12 protein-coding genes are annotated in these 13,970 nt (G+C 67.8%); 3 read left to right on the forward strand and 9 right to left on the reverse strand.

Translation table 11 applies throughout. The features are described from left to right. Nucleotides 1-36: 36 nt before the first annotated feature. The 5 genes from BIU99_RS09590 to BIU99_RS09610 form a co-directional block, all read right to left on the reverse strand. Complete coding sequence (locus tag BIU99_RS09590) at nucleotides 37-948, reverse strand: carbohydrate ABC transporter permease (RefSeq protein WP_064296254.1); 912 nt, start codon at nucleotides 946-948, stop codon at nucleotides 37-39. Further along, nucleotides 945-1,949, reverse strand: coding sequence for a carbohydrate ABC transporter permease (locus BIU99_RS09595; RefSeq protein WP_071260927.1), 1,005 nt, complete (start codon nucleotides 1,947-1,949; stop codon nucleotides 945-947). The genes BIU99_RS09590 and BIU99_RS09595 overlap by 4 nt, the downstream gene beginning before the upstream one ends. Next, nucleotides 1,946-3,352, reverse strand: coding sequence for an N-acetylglucosamine/diacetylchitobiose ABC transporter substrate-binding protein (gene ngcE, locus BIU99_RS09600; protein ID WP_064296252.1), 1,407 nt, complete (start codon nucleotides 3,350-3,352; stop codon nucleotides 1,946-1,948). Before ngcE ends, BIU99_RS09595 begins: the two co-directional genes overlap by 4 nt. Nucleotides 3,353-3,447: 95 nt before the next feature. Further along, nucleotides 3,448-4,227: a sugar isomerase domain-containing protein gene (locus BIU99_RS09605; protein ID WP_083397279.1), complete on the reverse strand. Its 780-nt coding sequence runs from the start codon at nucleotides 4,225-4,227 to the stop codon at nucleotides 3,448-3,450. Nucleotides 4,228-4,237: 10 nt separating this feature from the next. Next, nucleotides 4,238-5,185: a MurR/RpiR family transcriptional regulator gene (locus tag BIU99_RS09610; protein WP_083397280.1), complete on the reverse strand. Its 948-nt coding sequence runs from the start codon at nucleotides 5,183-5,185 to the stop codon at nucleotides 4,238-4,240. A 93-nt stretch (nucleotides 5,186-5,278) separates the two neighbouring features. Here BIU99_RS09610 and BIU99_RS09615 point away from each other — a divergent pair, with 93 nt between their 5' ends. From BIU99_RS09615 to BIU99_RS09625, 3 genes are all read left to right on the forward strand, one after another. After that, complete coding sequence (locus BIU99_RS09615; RefSeq protein WP_175484374.1) at nucleotides 5,279-6,304, forward strand: N-acetylglucosamine kinase; 1,026 nt, start codon at nucleotides 5,279-5,281, stop codon at nucleotides 6,302-6,304. Next, a complete protein-coding gene (locus BIU99_RS09620; protein WP_082916178.1) occupies nucleotides 6,301-7,302 on the forward strand; it encodes a Gfo/Idh/MocA family protein in 1,002 nt (333 codons plus the stop codon). Before BIU99_RS09615 ends, BIU99_RS09620 begins: the two co-directional genes overlap by 4 nt. 124 nt (nucleotides 7,303-7,426) lie before the next feature. Then, nucleotides 7,427-8,749, forward strand: a complete 1,323-nt coding sequence (locus BIU99_RS09625) for an alpha-L-fucosidase (RefSeq protein ID WP_254773604.1) — start codon at nucleotides 7,427-7,429, stop codon at nucleotides 8,747-8,749. A gap of 88 nt (nucleotides 8,750-8,837) precedes the next feature. Here BIU99_RS09625 and ilvC read toward each other — a convergent pair whose 3' ends face one another. The 4 genes from ilvC to ilvD are packed head-to-tail and all read right to left on the reverse strand — an operon-like array spanning nucleotide 8,838 to nucleotide 13,969. Next, nucleotides 8,838-9,866 (reverse strand): ketol-acid reductoisomerase, encoded by a 1,029-nt coding sequence (gene ilvC / locus BIU99_RS09630; protein ID WP_064296249.1) that lies wholly within the window; start codon nucleotides 9,864-9,866, stop codon nucleotides 8,838-8,840. A 48-nt stretch (nucleotides 9,867-9,914) separates the two neighbouring features. Continuing rightward, nucleotides 9,915-10,424 (reverse strand): acetolactate synthase small subunit, encoded by a 510-nt coding sequence (gene ilvN / locus BIU99_RS09635; protein WP_064296248.1) that lies wholly within the window; start codon nucleotides 10,422-10,424, stop codon nucleotides 9,915-9,917. Nucleotides 10,425-10,426: 2 nt separating this feature from the next. Then, nucleotides 10,427-12,232 (reverse strand): acetolactate synthase large subunit, encoded by a 1,806-nt coding sequence (locus BIU99_RS09640; protein WP_064296247.1) that lies wholly within the window; start codon nucleotides 12,230-12,232, stop codon nucleotides 10,427-10,429. 42 nt (nucleotides 12,233-12,274) lie between these two features. After that, nucleotides 12,275-13,969 (reverse strand): dihydroxy-acid dehydratase, encoded by a 1,695-nt coding sequence (gene ilvD / locus BIU99_RS09645; protein WP_064296246.1) that lies wholly within the window; start codon nucleotides 13,967-13,969, stop codon nucleotides 12,275-12,277. Nucleotide 13,970: the final 1 nt, after the last annotated feature.

The raw sequence follows: 13,970 nt of genomic DNA on the forward strand, positions 1-13,970 counted from the left end.
TGATCCGCTCGAGCCGAGGACGCGCACGCCGCTGCGCTACTTGTCCGTGCCCTGCGACACCGAACCCTGCAGCTGTCGCTGGAAGATCAGGTACACGATGAGCACGGGGACCACGGTGATCACGGACGCCGCGAAGAGCGCACCGAAGTCCACCGAGTACCCGGCCTGGGCGGCGAACGACGCCATCCCCTGCGTCAGGACGTAGTTCTGCGGGTTCGAGTTGAGCGCCACCGGCAGGAGGAACTGGTTCCACAGCCCGACGAAGTTGAGGATCGCGACGGTCGCGAGCCCCGGCCTCGCCATGGGCAGCATCACCTGGAAGAAGGTCCGCCACTCCCCTGCTCCGTCGATCGCGGCCGCCTCCGCGATGGAGACCGGCAGCGACTTGAAGAACGAGAACAGGAAGAACACGGTGAACGGGAAGGCGAACGCAGCGTAGGTGAGGATGAGTCCCGGGAGCGAGTTGAGCAACCCGAGGCTCTGCAGCACGAAGAACAACGGCACGATCGCGAGGAACACCGGGAAGGTGAGACCGGCGAGCATCAGGTAGTAGATGGCCCGGCTCCCGAAGAAGCGGAACCGCGCCAGGACGTACGCACACATCGAGCCGAACAGCATGGTCACGATGAGGGCGCCGAACACCACCACGATCGAGTTCAGGAAGAAGCTCCCGATACCGGCCGTCGTCCACGCGTTCACGTAGTTGTCGAAGCTCCACGTCGACGGCAGTGAGAACGGCGAGGCGAAGATCTCGGAGCTCGTCTTGAACGACGACATGACCGTCCAGAGCAGCGGTACGACGACCACGATCGACCAGATGATGAGCACCGTGTGCGATGCCGTCCCGACGACGCGGTCGCCCGTGGTCGGCTTGCGGCTGGCCGGTGTGCGCGTGCCGGTTCCGACGACCGCCGGGTTCGCGGTCGTCGCCGTGGTCTGGACGGTCATTCCGCCACCCCTTCATCGTTGCCGCCGGTGAGCCGGCTGACCAGGAAGACGACACCGGCGAACATCAGGGTGACGAGCGCGAGCACGACCCCCATCGCACAGGCGTAGCCGAACTGGCCCTTGGTGAACGCCGTCGTGAACAGTTGCTGCGACATCACGAGCGTCGTGTTGGAGGGGCCGCCGCCGGGGTTCAATGCGGCCATGTACACGAACGCGTCGAGGGCGAGGATGCCCATGTAGATGTACGCCGTCTGGATGTTGTCCCGGATCAGCGGGATCGTGATCGTGAGCGCGGTCCGCAGGCGACCCGCCCCGTCGACCCGTGCCGCCTCGTAGACCTCGGCCGGCACGCCCTTGATCGCGGCGATGAAGAGCACCGTGTAGAACCCGATGAGTCCCCAGACGATGACGAACATGGTCGCGATCATCGCCGTGTCCGGCGAACCGAGCCAGGCGAAGGACGTGAACTGGTCGAGCCCGATGCCGGTCAGGAAGCCGTTCAGCAGGCCGGACGACGGGTCGTAGATCTGCTTCCAGATGAGGCCGATGACGATGGCCGGCACGACGTACGGGAAGAAGGTGATCACGCGGTACACGCTCGAGTTGCGGAGGCCGCGGATCGGACCGTTGCTCGGTCCACCGATCGTGATGAGGGAGGCGAAGAGGAACGCGATCCCGAGGGTCACGAGCGGCAGGACGATCGCGAGCGCGACGCTGTTGCCCATGGACTGGAGGAAGGTCTGGTCCTGGAAGAGCTTCGTGTAGTTCGAGAACCCGACGAAGTCCATTCCCGGGGAGAACCCGGACCAGTTCGTCAACGAGTAGTACGCCGCTTGCGCGAACGGCGACACCACGAAGACGACGTACCCCACCACCGGCACGATCAGGAAGACCAGGAAGAACGTGACCCGGTCGAACGTGAAGTCCCGGCGGCGCAGCCGCCGGGCGGCGGGAGGGGTAGCCCCTCCCGCCTTCCCGAGCGGTGTGCCGACAGCCGTCATTTGACGGTGACCTTGTCCACGGAGTCGTCGTTGCGGACCTTGTCGGAGATGTCCTGCATGCCCTTGGTGAGCGTGGCGACGTCGGAACCGCCCTGCAGGAACGTGTTCCACAGGACGAGGAGGTCCGTGTTGAGCCCGTACAGGTCGATGAAGTTCCACGAGAACACATCGGAGCCGGCGTCGTTCAGCATCTTCACCTGGGACACGAGCGCCGTCGAGCCGAAGCCGTCCTCGGGGATCGTGTCCTTGACGATCGTCGACGAGAAGGTCGTCTTGGCGAAGTTCACCGCGGCGTCGTTCGACAGCATGGCCCGCAGGAACTCCTTGCCGCCGCCGACGTTCTTGCCCTGCGACGGGACGATGAAGCCCTCACCCGCGGTGCTGTGGAGCGCCGTGTACGGCAGGGCCGAGTTCGCGGTGACGGTCGGCTCCGGGGCCCCCGTCATCTTGAACCCGTCCTTCGTCTGGGTCTTCATCTCGTTCTCGATCCAGCCACCCGAGGGGTAGAGGATGAAGTCCTCCGAGTTGCTCCACTGGGCCTGGGCCGCGGTGAACTGCGTCCCCGCACCGCCGGGCTTGATGTAACCGGCGTCGACGATCTGCTTCATCGCGGTGAGCACGTCCTGCACGGCCGGCTTCGACCAGCAATCGGCTTCGAGGTTCTCGAGCGCGAGACGGACCTCGTCGCCACCCTCCTTGATCGCCGAGGCGATCGCCATCGTGAGGTAGTAGGTGGCCGCCTCGGTGCCCCAACCGAACAGGTACTTGCCCTGCGCTTTGGCCTTCGCACCGAGGTCGAGCGCCTCGGCCCAGGTCTTCGGGGGCGTCCAGCCGTTGGCCTCGAAGAGTGCCGCCGAGTACCAGATCGCGTAGACCGTCAGCACGTAGTTCAACTGCACGAACTTGCCGTCGAAGGTGCCCGGCTCGACGACACCCGGGTACAGGGTGTCCTTGATGACCTTGCCCTCGTAGTTCTTCGCCTCGATGACGTCCGTCAGGTCGGCGAGCTGCTCGCGGATGGTGTTGATGCCGATGAGGCCGGCACCGCTGTTGTCGATGACGTCCGGCGGGTTGCCGGCGACGAATCGCGGCTGGAGGGTCTGCGCGATGTTCGTGGCGGCCGTGACCTTGACGGTCGAGCCCGCCTGCTGCTTCTCGACGAGCTTCCCGGCGAACTCGGTGTACTCGATGCCGTACCCGCCCTTGAAGATGACGGCGTCGACGGTCGAGTTGGCGGCCATCCCGAACGGGTTGTCGGCCGAGACCGGTCCGCCGGTGGTCGTCGCCCCGCCTCCGCCGCCGACACAGGACGCGAGCGTCCCGCCCAGCGGGAGGAGGATCGCGGTCGCGAGTGCTCCTCGCAGGAAATCGCGGCGTTGGAGCGTTGCTGGCTGCTTGTCCATCGGTCTACCTTCCAGTGATTCGAGTGTTGCCCGGGTGTGGTGCTGTCGGGGTGGTGTTGTCGGGTGTGTGGTGCGGGTGCAGCGACGCCTCGGGTTCAGGCGTCACGTCTGATCCGGCCTCGGTAGCGGTCCTCGAGCACACTGTTGTGCTCGTCGCCGCCCGGGATGTTGGCCGAGATGTAGAGCGGTGGGGTCTCGCCGGTCGCCGCGATCCTCGCCGCGACGCCGATGGTGAGGAGCTGCGCGAGGTAGGCCGCCGTGATCGAGGACACCGCGCCGACCGGGACGCCGTCCTGGACCTCGATGGTCGCGTCACCGAACGGAGCACGGTTGTCGAGCACCACGTCGGCCACCTCGGAGAGCCGCAGCCCGCTCGGGTGCTTCGGCTCGACGCGCGAGGTGTGCTCGAGCGAGGTCACGGCGATGACGGGGTGGCCGTGTTCCTTGGCGATCAGGGCGAGTCCCACGATCGACCCGTTGACGCCGGAGTTCGACGCGATGATGAACACGTCACCCTCCCCCACCGGAGAGATCGCGAAGAGCTCCGCTGCGACATCGCCGCTGCGCTCCAGCGCGGCACCACCGAGGTCGTCGACGGACCGTGCGCCGCGGAGGACGACGTCCCGCAGCGCGATCTTGTTCGTCGGGATCAGTCCGCCGGCGCGTCCGGCGATCTCCATCGCGAACGCCTCCGAGTGGCCGGTGCCGAACGCCTGGATGACCGCTCCGCGCTCGAGGGCCGCGACCAGGAGGTCGATCGCGGGGTCGAGTTCGCCGGACCGTGCCGCCCGGGTGATGTCCGCGAGGCGCGAGGTCACCTCGTCGGTGTAGCGATCGACGTGATCGGTCCAGCTCGTGGTGGATGTGGTGTTCACTCGGTTCCTCTCAGACGCCCACGGGCGAGGCGGTCTCGGACAGGGCTCCGGCCTTGGTCGGTCGGCGGTGCGGGGCGACCGCGAGGGCGGAGGCCGCGAGGCGCTTGGTCGTGCGCTCGAAGTTCTGCTGCGCGACGAACAGGTACAACAGATCCAGGACGAACAGCTGACCGTGCTTGGCGGAGAGGTCGTCGGGCTGCAGGAACCGTTCGTGGGCCGAGGTGATGATGGCCAGGGTCGACGCGGCGACGAGCGGGGAGTCCGGGTTGTTGCTGATCGCCACCGTGAGCGCGCCCGCGCGACCCGCCTGGCGGAGCATCTGGATGGTCTCCTCGGTGCGCCCGGTGTTGCTGATCCCGAGGGCGACCGAGTCGGGGCCCTGGATCGCGGCGCTCGTGAGGCCCGCGTGGACCTCCGACCAGGCGTGCGTGCTGATGCCGATCCGGTACAGCCTGGCCTGCATCTCGTCGGCGAGCATCGCACTGCCGCCCACACCGTAGATGTCGACGTTCCGGCTGCGCGCGATGGCTGCGGCGATCTCGAGCATGACCTCGAGGTCGATCACGTCGGCGGTCTCCCGCAGCGTCCGGGTGTGCGCGTTCAGCAGCGTGCTCAGGACGTCCGTCGCCGAGTCGTCGGGGCCGAACGCCCGGCCGATGTCGGTCTGCCAGGAGTCGCGAGCGGTGCTGCGACCGAAGTCCTTGGCGAGGTCGACCCGGAACGGCGCGTAGCCGGTGTATCCGATGATCCGGCAGAAGCGGGTGATGGTCGCCGCTGAGACGCCCGAATCGGCGGCGAGTTCACCGATCGTGAGGGTCAGGGGGGCGTCGGGGTTCTCCAACAGATAGTCCGCGATACGCAGCATGACCCCGGACATCTCCGGCATCCGCGACCGAATCCGGTTGGTCACGCCGGTGGCGTGCTCGACCGGTGGGTCGGTGCGGATGGAAACAGTCATGGAAATTCCTTTTCTCCTTCGTTGGAGTGACGCGAAACTGATTCTTACAGTACGTTGTGGCCCACGGCAACATGTTTCGAGATGATGACGATGATGAAAACAACTCTGGCGGTCGACGCCGGCGGCACCTCGTCCCGGGCGGTGCTCGTCGACGCCTCCGGACGTCGCCTCGGTTCCGGTCGGGCGGGCGGCGGGAATCCGACCTCGTCCGGCGTGGACAGCGCCGCCACGCAGATCGCGCTCGCAGCTCGTGCCGCGCTCGACCTGGCCAGGACGACGACGTCCGTGTCGCCTCTCCCGTCCGGGTCGCCCGTGGTGATCACGCAGGCGGGGCAGGTGTCCGACGCCTATCGCCGCGCCCTGGACGCGCACCTCGTACCGCTCGGACTCGGACCGGTCGTCATCGAGCCGGATCTGCTCGGCATGTACGGCTCCGGCTCGGCGGCGCCCGACGGCGTCGTACTCGTCGCGGGGACCGGGAGCGTCGCGGGACGGATCAGGGACCGTCTCGTCGTCCGAGAGGTGGGCGGCGCCGGCTGGCTCCTCGGTGATGGCGGCTCCGGATTCTGGATCGCCCGACGCGTGATCCGCGCGGTCGCCGCCGATCTCGACGGCATCGGACCCCGCACGGGCCTCACCCCGCTGCTCTCCCAGGCGATCGGGTCCACTCCGGACCCGTCCTCATCCGGTGGCGCCGACCACCGCCGGTCCCCGGTACTCGACACACTCATCCGCTCGGTGAACGACGGTCCCCCCATCGCCATCGCCCGCCTGGCGCCGCTCGCCTTCCAAGCCGCGGACGACGAGGTCGCGCGGTCCATCCTCGACGCTGCCGTGGACCGTTTGGCCGTCCTCGTCGAACGGGTGCTGGCTCCGGATCCGGACCACCGAGAGCGCACGCTCGTCGTCGGCGGCAGCGTGCTCGTCGACGGACTCCTCCCGTCCGTCCCCTCTGCCGCGGAGCGCCTGTCATCGGCTGCCGCCGGGGCCCGACTCGTCCCGGTCGCCGACGGCCTCGTCGGAGCCGCCGCCCTGGGCATCAGAATGCTGGGCGGGGACGTCGACGACGCGACCCTCAGCCGCCTGCGCGAGGACCTGGCCGCAGGGGCGACGCGGTGACGGCGGACCGGATCGCCGTCATCGGCACCGGTGCCATGGGACTGGCGCACGTCCGCGCGCTCGCCGGACTCGGTGCAGCGGACCGGATCGCCTACCTGTGCTCGGCCCGGTCGCCGAGAGCCATGCCGGAGGCACCGGCCGCACGACTCACCACCTCGGTCGACGAGGTGCTCCTGGATGCCTCCGTGGGCATCGTCGTCATCTGCACGCCGACCGACACCCATCGGGACCTCGCCGTCAGCGCGCTCCGTGCCGGCAAACACGTCCTGCTGGAGAAACCGATCGCCCTGACGCTCGCCGACGCCCACACGATCCTGCGCACCGCCGACGCGTCCGACCGGATATTCATGGTCGCGCACGTCGTCCGGTTCTTCGGCGGGTACGAGGCGATCGACGACGCGGTGCGCGCCGGCGCCGTCGGCACACCCCTCGCCGTCACGGCCGAACGGCTGAGCTCCCCTGCCGCCCCGTCACCGTGGTGGCAGGACGAGCGACGCTCCGGCGGCCCCCTCGTCGACTTCGCGATCCACGACTTCGACCAACTGAACCAGCTCCTCGGCCAGCCCCGATCGGTGTCAGCACGCCGCACCGGCACCGGTCGCCCGATCGAGACGACGGTCGACTACGCCGACGGCGGCATCGGGCGTGTCCTCACCTCCATGGAGCTCCCGCCGGCCTTCGGCTTCAGCTCGGCCATCGAGGTGCTGGGCAGCACCGGGCTCATCGCCCACCGATTCGTCGGCGCGTCCCCGACCCACACACCGCCGCTCGCGGTCGACGCGCTCGGGTCGGCCGCCGCGCACGGCCTCGTCGACCTCGACGAGGCCGATCCCTACCGACGGCAGATGGCCTCCTTCCTCGACTGCGTCGATCGAGACGTCCAACCGTTCCGGGTGACCGGCCGGAGCGCCCTCGCGGCCCTGACCGTCGCGTTGGCGGCGAAGGCGTCATTGGACACCGGCGTGCCCGTGCAGGTCTCCGAATCCCACGGCGTCTGAGTCACCGACGCGCGCCACCCTCGTCGACCCCGCCCACGCCGGCCACCAGACGGCAGACATCCGACCTTTCGTGTTAGCCTGCCCCCGCACCGCCGTGAACCCACTCGACGATCGAAGGGCCGCCGTGACCGAGACCACCATCCCCAGACCCGACACCGCCTGGTTCGACGAGGCGAGATTCGGACTGTTCCTGCACTGGGGCCTCTACGCCCTCCCCGCCCGCCACGAGTGGGTGCAGACGCGGGAGCGCCTCTCGGCCGAACACTACGAGCGCTACCGCGAACACTTCGATCCCGACCGGTTCGACCCCCGCGCCTGGGCCAAGCAGGCCAAGGCGGCCGGCTTCCGGTACGCGGTCCTCACGACGAAGCACCACGACGGCTTCTGCCTGTGGGACTCGGCGCTCACCGACTTCACGTCCACGCACACGCCCGCCGGCCGCGACCTCGTGGCGGAGTTCGTGGAGGCCTTCCGCGCCGAGGGGCTCCGGATCGGCTTCTACCACTCGCTCATCGACTGGCATCACCCCGACTTCACGGTCGACGGCATCCACCCGCGACGAGAGGACGCCGAGGCGCTCGCCGCGAACGCCGACCGGGACTGGTCCCGCTATCGCGATTACCTGCACGGCCAGGTACGCGAGCTGCTCACCGGCTACGGCCCGATCGACTACCTCTTCTTCGACTTCAGCTACTCGCAGGGCATCGAGGGCCTGCCGGGGAAGGGCGCCGCCGATTGGGGCTCCGAGGAACTCGTCGAGATGATCCGCGGGCTGCAGCCGGAGATCCTCATCAACGACCGCCTCGAACTCCCGGGCGACGTCACCACCCCGGAGCAGTACCAGCCCGTGGTGACGCCGGTCGGTCCCGACGGCGAACCCGTCCGGTGGGAGGCCTGCCAGACCCTGAACGGCAGCTGGGGGTACGACCGTGACAACCTCGACTACAAGTCGCCGGAGCTGCTCCTGCGGATGCTCATCGATTCGGTCTCGAAGAACGGCAACATCCTGCTGAACATCGGACCGACCGCGCGCGGGACGATCGATCCGCGCGCGATCGAACGACTCGAGGTCCTCGCCGACTGGTTCGCGCTCCACGAGCGGGCGATCCGAGGATGCGGCCCGTCGGAGTTCAGCAGTCCGACCGACGTCCGGTACACGCAACGGGGCGACCGGCTGTACGTGCACGTCTTCGCCTGGCCGTTCGTGCACCTGCACCTGCCCGGTCTCGGCGGCCGGGTGCGCTACGCCCAGCTGTTGTCGGACGGCTCCGAGGTGCCCTTCCAGGTGCATCGCCCGGAGCACGACCTGCCGAACCAGCACACCCAACCGAAGGGACTCGGTCCCGACACGGTGACCCTGCACCTGCCGATCGGTGAACCCGACACCCCGATCCCGGTCATCGAGATCTTCCTCGAGCCCGGCACGAACGGAGCGACGACGGCCTGAGGTCTTCCGCAGACGACGGAACGCCCGCCCCGACGGATCGGGGCGGGCGTTCCGGCTCGGTGCCGCTGAGCGGCTGGACGAGCGGAGACTAGCGGGCGACGCTGCCGTCGACGTAGTCGTCATCGTTCGAGGCGTTCCACGCGAAGAGCTTGCGCAGCTCGCGACCGGTGGCCTCGATCGGGTGGTCCTCACCCTTCTTGCGCAGCTCGAGGAACTCGGGCGCGCCGGCGTCCTGGTCGTCGATGAAGCGCTTGGCGAAGGTGCCGTCCTGGATGTCCTTGAGGACCGCCTGCATGTTGGTCTTGACGCTCGGGTCGATGACGCGCGGGCCGGAGACGTAGTCGCCGTACTCGGCCGTGTCGGAGACGCTCCAACGCTGCTTGGCGATGCCACCCTCCCAGATGAGGTCGACGATGAGCTTCAGCTCGTGGAGCACCTCGAAGTAGGCGATCTGCGGCTGGTACCCGGCCTCGGTGAGGGTCTCGAAGCCGTACTGGATCAGCTGCGAGACACCACCGCACAGGACGGCCTGCTCGCCGAAGAGGTCGGTCTCGGTCTCCTCGGTGAAGGTGGTCTTGATGCCGCCGGCACGGAGGCCGCCGATCGCCTTGGCGTAGGACCAGGCGAGCGCCCAGGCGCCACCGGTCTCGTCCTTCTCGACGGCGACGATGACGGGGACGCCACGGCCGGCCTCGTACTCGCGACGGACGGTGTGGCCCGGTCCCTTCGGGGCGACCATGAAGATGTCGACGCCCTCGGGAGCCTCGATGTAGCCGAAGCGGATGTTGAAGCCGTGGCCGAAGACGAGCGCCTTGCCCGGAGCGAGCTGGTCCTTGATGGACTCGGCGAAGATCGTGCGCTGGTGCTGGTCCGGAGCGAGGATGACGATGACGTCGGCCCATGCGGAGGCGTCGGCGACGTTCTTGACGGTGAAGCCCTGCTCCTCGGCCTTGGCGATCGACTTCGAGCCGTCCTTCAGGCCGACGACGACCTCGACACCGGAGTCGCGGAGGTTGAGCGCGTGTGCGTGGCCCTGCGAGCCGTAGCCGATAACGGCAACCTTCTTGCCCTGGATGAGCGACAGGTCTGCGTCCTGGTCGTAGAAAATCTCAGTCACTGGTGGTTCTCTCCTTGGTTGTGGTTTCGCAATACGTCGCAGATGCGACTAGTTCTTGAAGACGCGTTCGGTGATGGACTTCGAGCCGCGCCCGATGGCGAGGAGACCCGATTGGGCGATCTCCTTGATGCCGTAGGGCTCGAGCACCTTGAGGAGCGCGGTCGTCTTCCCGGAGTCGCCCGTGACCTCGATCACGAGGGCGTCGGTCGCCACGTCGACGACGCGGGCCCGGAACAGGTTGACGGCTTCCAGCACCTGGGAACGGGTGGAGTTGTCGACGCGGACCTTGATGAGCAGGTGCTCGCGCTGGACGGACTGCGCCGGATCCAGCTCGACGATCTTGATGACGTTGATGAGCTTGTTCAGCTGCTTCGTCACCTGCTCGAGCGGAAGCTCCTCGACGTCGACGACGACCGTGATCCGGGACAGGCCCTCGATCTCGCTGTGGCCGACCGCGAGGCTCTCGATGTTGAAGCCCCGGCGGGCGAACAACCCGGCGACGCGGGTCAACAGACCGGGCTTGTCCTCGACGAGGAGGCTCAGGACGTGGCTGCTCATGCTCAGGCCTCCTCATCGAACGACGGACTGTGGTCCTTGGCGTACTGGACGTAGCTGTTGCTGACACCCTGCGGCACCATCGGCCACACCATCGCGTCCGCACTCACCACGAAGTCGATGACGACCGGACGGTCGTTCGTCTCCAGGGCGAGCTTGATGGCGGCGTCGACCTCCTCCTCCTTCGTCACGCGGATCGCGAGGCAACCGTAGGCCTCGGCCAGCTTGACGAAGTCGGGGACGCGGATGGTGTCGTGCCCGGTGTTCAGGTCGGTGTTCGAGTACCGACCGTCGTAGAAGAGCGTCTGCCACTGTCGGACCATGCCCAGTGAGGAGTTGTTGATGATCGCGACCTTGATCGGGATGTTGTTGATCGTGCAGGTCGCGAGCTCCTGGTTGGTCATCTGGAAACAGCCGTCGCCGTCGATCGCCCACACGTGGCGATCGGGCTGGGCCACCTTGGCGCCCATGGCCGCTGGGACCGAGTAGCCCATGGTCCCGGCACCACCGGAGTTCAACCAGGAGTTCGGACGCTCGTACTTGATGAACTGCGCCGCCCACATCTGGTGCTGGCCGACGCCCGAGGCGAAGACGCCCTCCGGACCGGTGATCTCGCCGATGCGGGAGATGACGTGCTGTGGCGAGAGCAGACCGTCGGTCGGCTCGGCGTAGCCCAGCGGGAACTCCTCGCGGAGGCCGTCGAGGTAGGACCACCACTCGGCGATGTCGGGGGTGACCTCGCGGGCGGCCGACTCGAACGCCGACTGGAGGTCGACGATGACGTCCTTCGCGTCGCCCACGATGGGGACGTCCGCGATGCGGATCTTCGAGATCTCTGCCGGGTCGACGTCAACGTGGACGACCTTGGCGTTCGGCGCGAAGAGCGAGGCCTTGCCGGTCACGCGGTCGTCGAACCGCGCTCCGAGCGACACGAGCAGGTCGGCCTCCTGCAGCGCGAGCACTGCCGGGACGGTGCCGTGCATGCCGGGCATGCCGAGGTGCTGCGTGTGCGAGTCGGGGAACGCCCCGCGAGCCATGAGCGTCGTCACCACCGGAGCCCCGGTCGCCTCCGCCAGCGCGAGCAGTTCCTCGGAGGCCTTGGAGCGGATCACGCCGCCACCGACGTACAGCACCGGCTTCTTGGCGTTGACGAGCAGCTGCGCAGCGGCCTGGATCTGCTTGCCGTGCGCCTTCGTCACCGGGCGGTAGCCGGGCAGGTCGACCTTCGGCGGCCAGATGAACGGCGCCTCGGCCTGCTGGGCGTCCTTCGTGATGTCGACCAGCACCGGTCCGGGACGGCCGGTACCCGCGATCTCGTAGGCCGCGGCGATGGCCGCCGGGACCTCCTCCGGGGTCTTGACGAGGAAGGAGTGCTTCGTGATCGGCATGGTGATGCCGACGATGTCCGCCTCCTGGAACGCGTCAGTGCCCATGAGGGTCGAGAACACCTGACCGGTGATCGCGACCATCGGCACCGAGTCCATGTAGGCGTCGGCGATGGCGGTGACGAGGTTCGTCGCGCCGGGGCCGGACGTCGCGATGCACACGCCGATCCCGCCACCGGCGGCGGCGTATCCTTCCGCCGCGTGGCCGGCGCCCTGCTCGTGTCGGACCAGGATGTGACGGAGCTTCGTCGAGTCCATCAGCGGGTCGTAGGTCGGCAGGATCGCGCCGCCGGGCAGACCGAAGATGTCGGTGACCCCGAGGAGCTCGAGCGATCGGACGATCGCCTGGGCTCCCGTCAGGATCTCCGGTGCGGCCGGGGCCGCAGGTGTTCTGGGATGAGGCACGGGTTGGGATTCCGTGGGCATGATGATTCCTTCAGCGATGAGATGCACGAACGAGATGCTCGGTTATCCCGTGATCGCGCCCTCCGCTGCGGAGTGCACGAGACGAGAGTACTTTGCGAGAACGCCACGGGTATAGCGCGGGGGAAGAGGCGCCCAGCCGTCGCGGCGGGCTTCCAGCTCTGCTTCGTCGACGAGTAGGTCGAGCGAGCGGCCAGCGATATCGACCCGTATCAGATCACCATCGCGCACGAAGGCGATCGGACCTGCGTCCACCGCTTCGGGTGCTATGTGGCCGATGCACAGTCCGGTTGTGCCGCCTGAGAATCGACCGTCCGTCAACAGTAGTACATCCTTGCCGAGTCCGGCGCCCTTGATGGCGGCCGTGATCGCGAGCATCTCGCGCATCCCCGGTCCGCCCTTCGGGCCCTCGTAGCGGATGATGACGACGTCGCCCTTGTTGATCTTGCCCTCGGTGAGTGCGTCCATGGCACCGCGCTCACGTTCGAAGACCCGCGCGGGTCCTTCGAAGACCTCGGCGTCGAATCCGGCCGTCTTCACGACGGCGCCCTCGGGCGCGAACGACCCCTTGAGGATCGTGATGCCGCCGGTCGCGTGGATCGGGTTGTCGAGCGTGCGGATGACCGTGCCATCGATCGGGTCGGGGTTGATGTCGGCGAGGTTCTCGGCGACGGTCTTGCCGGTGACGGTGAGGCAGTCGCCGTGCAGCAGACCTGCGTCGAGCAGCGCCTTCATGACGACGGGGACGCCGCCGTGACGGTCGACGTCGTTCATGACGTACTGGCCGAACGGCTTCAGGTCGCCGATGTGCGGCACCTTGTCGCCGATGCGGTTGAAGTCGTCGAGCGTGAGGTCGACCTCGGCCTCGCGGGCGATCGCGAGCAGGTGCAGGACCACGTTCGTCGATCCGCCGAAGGCCATCGCGACGGCGATGGCGTTCTCGAACGCCTCCTTCGTCAGGATGTCGCGCGCGGTGATGCCGAGTCGGAGCATGTTGACCACGGCTTCGCCCGAACGGTGCGCGAAGTAGTCGCGACGGCGATCGGCCGAGGGCGGCGAAGCCGAACCCGGGAGGCTCATCCCGAGCGCCTCGGCGACCGACGCCATCGTGTTGGCCGTGTACATCCCGCCGCACGCACCCTCGCCAGGGGCGATGGCGCACTCGATGCGCTTGAGGTCCTCTTCGCTCATGTTGCCGGCCTTGCAGGCCCCGACCGCTTCGAAGGAGTCGATGATCGTGACCTCCTTCTCGGTGCCGTCGGAGAGCTTGACCCAACCCGGCGCGATCGATCCGGCGTAGAGGAAGACCGAGGAGAGGTCGAGTCGTGCGGCCGCCATGAGCATTCCCGGCAGCGACTTGTCGCAGCCGGCGAGCAGAACCGTGCCGTCGAGGCGCTCGGCCATGACCACGGTCTCGACGCTGTCGGCGATGACCTCGCGTGAGACGAGCGAGAAGTGCATGCCCTCGTGGCCCATCGAGATGCCGTCGGAGACGGAGATGGTGCCGAACTGCAGCGGGTATCCCCCGCCCGAGTGCACGCCCTCCTTGGCCCCCTGTGCGAGGCGGTCGAGCGAGAGGTTGCAGGGCGTGATCTCGTTCCACGAGCTCGCGATGCCGATCTGGGGCTTGTCCCAGTCCTCGTCGCCCATGCCGACGGCGCGGAGCATGCCGCGCGAAGTGGTCGCCTCGATCCCGTCGGTGACGGCACGACTGCGTGGTTTGATGTCGATCTCTGGCATT

Source organism: Plantibacter sp. MMLR14_011 (genome assembly GCF_001865025.1).
Taxonomy (GTDB): Bacteria; Actinomycetota; Actinomycetes; order Actinomycetales; family Microbacteriaceae; genus Plantibacter; species Plantibacter flavus_A.

Bases quoted from the DNA above. Each gene is read 5' to 3' on its own strand.
- BIU99_RS09590 (WP_064296254.1), bottom strand. From the start codon at position 948: ATGACCGTCCAGACCACGGCGACGACCGCGAACCCGGCGGTCGTCGGA.
- BIU99_RS09595 (WP_071260927.1), bottom strand. From the start codon at position 1,949: ATGACGGCTGTCGGCACACCGCTCGGGAAGGCGGGAGGGGCTACCCCT.
- ngcE (WP_064296252.1), bottom strand. From the start codon at position 3,352: ATGGACAAGCAGCCAGCAACGCTCCAACGCCGCGATTTCCTGCGAGGA.
- BIU99_RS09610 (WP_083397280.1), bottom strand. From the start codon at position 5,185: ATGACTGTTTCCATCCGCACCGACCCACCGGTCGAGCACGCCACCGGC.
- BIU99_RS09615 (WP_175484374.1), top strand. From the start codon at position 5,279: ATGAAAACAACTCTGGCGGTCGACGCCGGCGGCACCTCGTCCCGGGCG.
- ilvN (WP_064296248.1), bottom strand. From the start codon at position 10,424: ATGAGCAGCCACGTCCTGAGCCTCCTCGTCGAGGACAAGCCCGGTCTG.
- BIU99_RS09640 (WP_064296247.1), bottom strand. From the start codon at position 12,232: ATGCCCACGGAATCCCAACCCGTGCCTCATCCCAGAACACCTGCGGCC.
- ilvD (WP_064296246.1), bottom strand. From the start codon at position 13,969: ATGCCAGAGATCGACATCAAACCACGCAGTCGTGCCGTCACCGACGGG.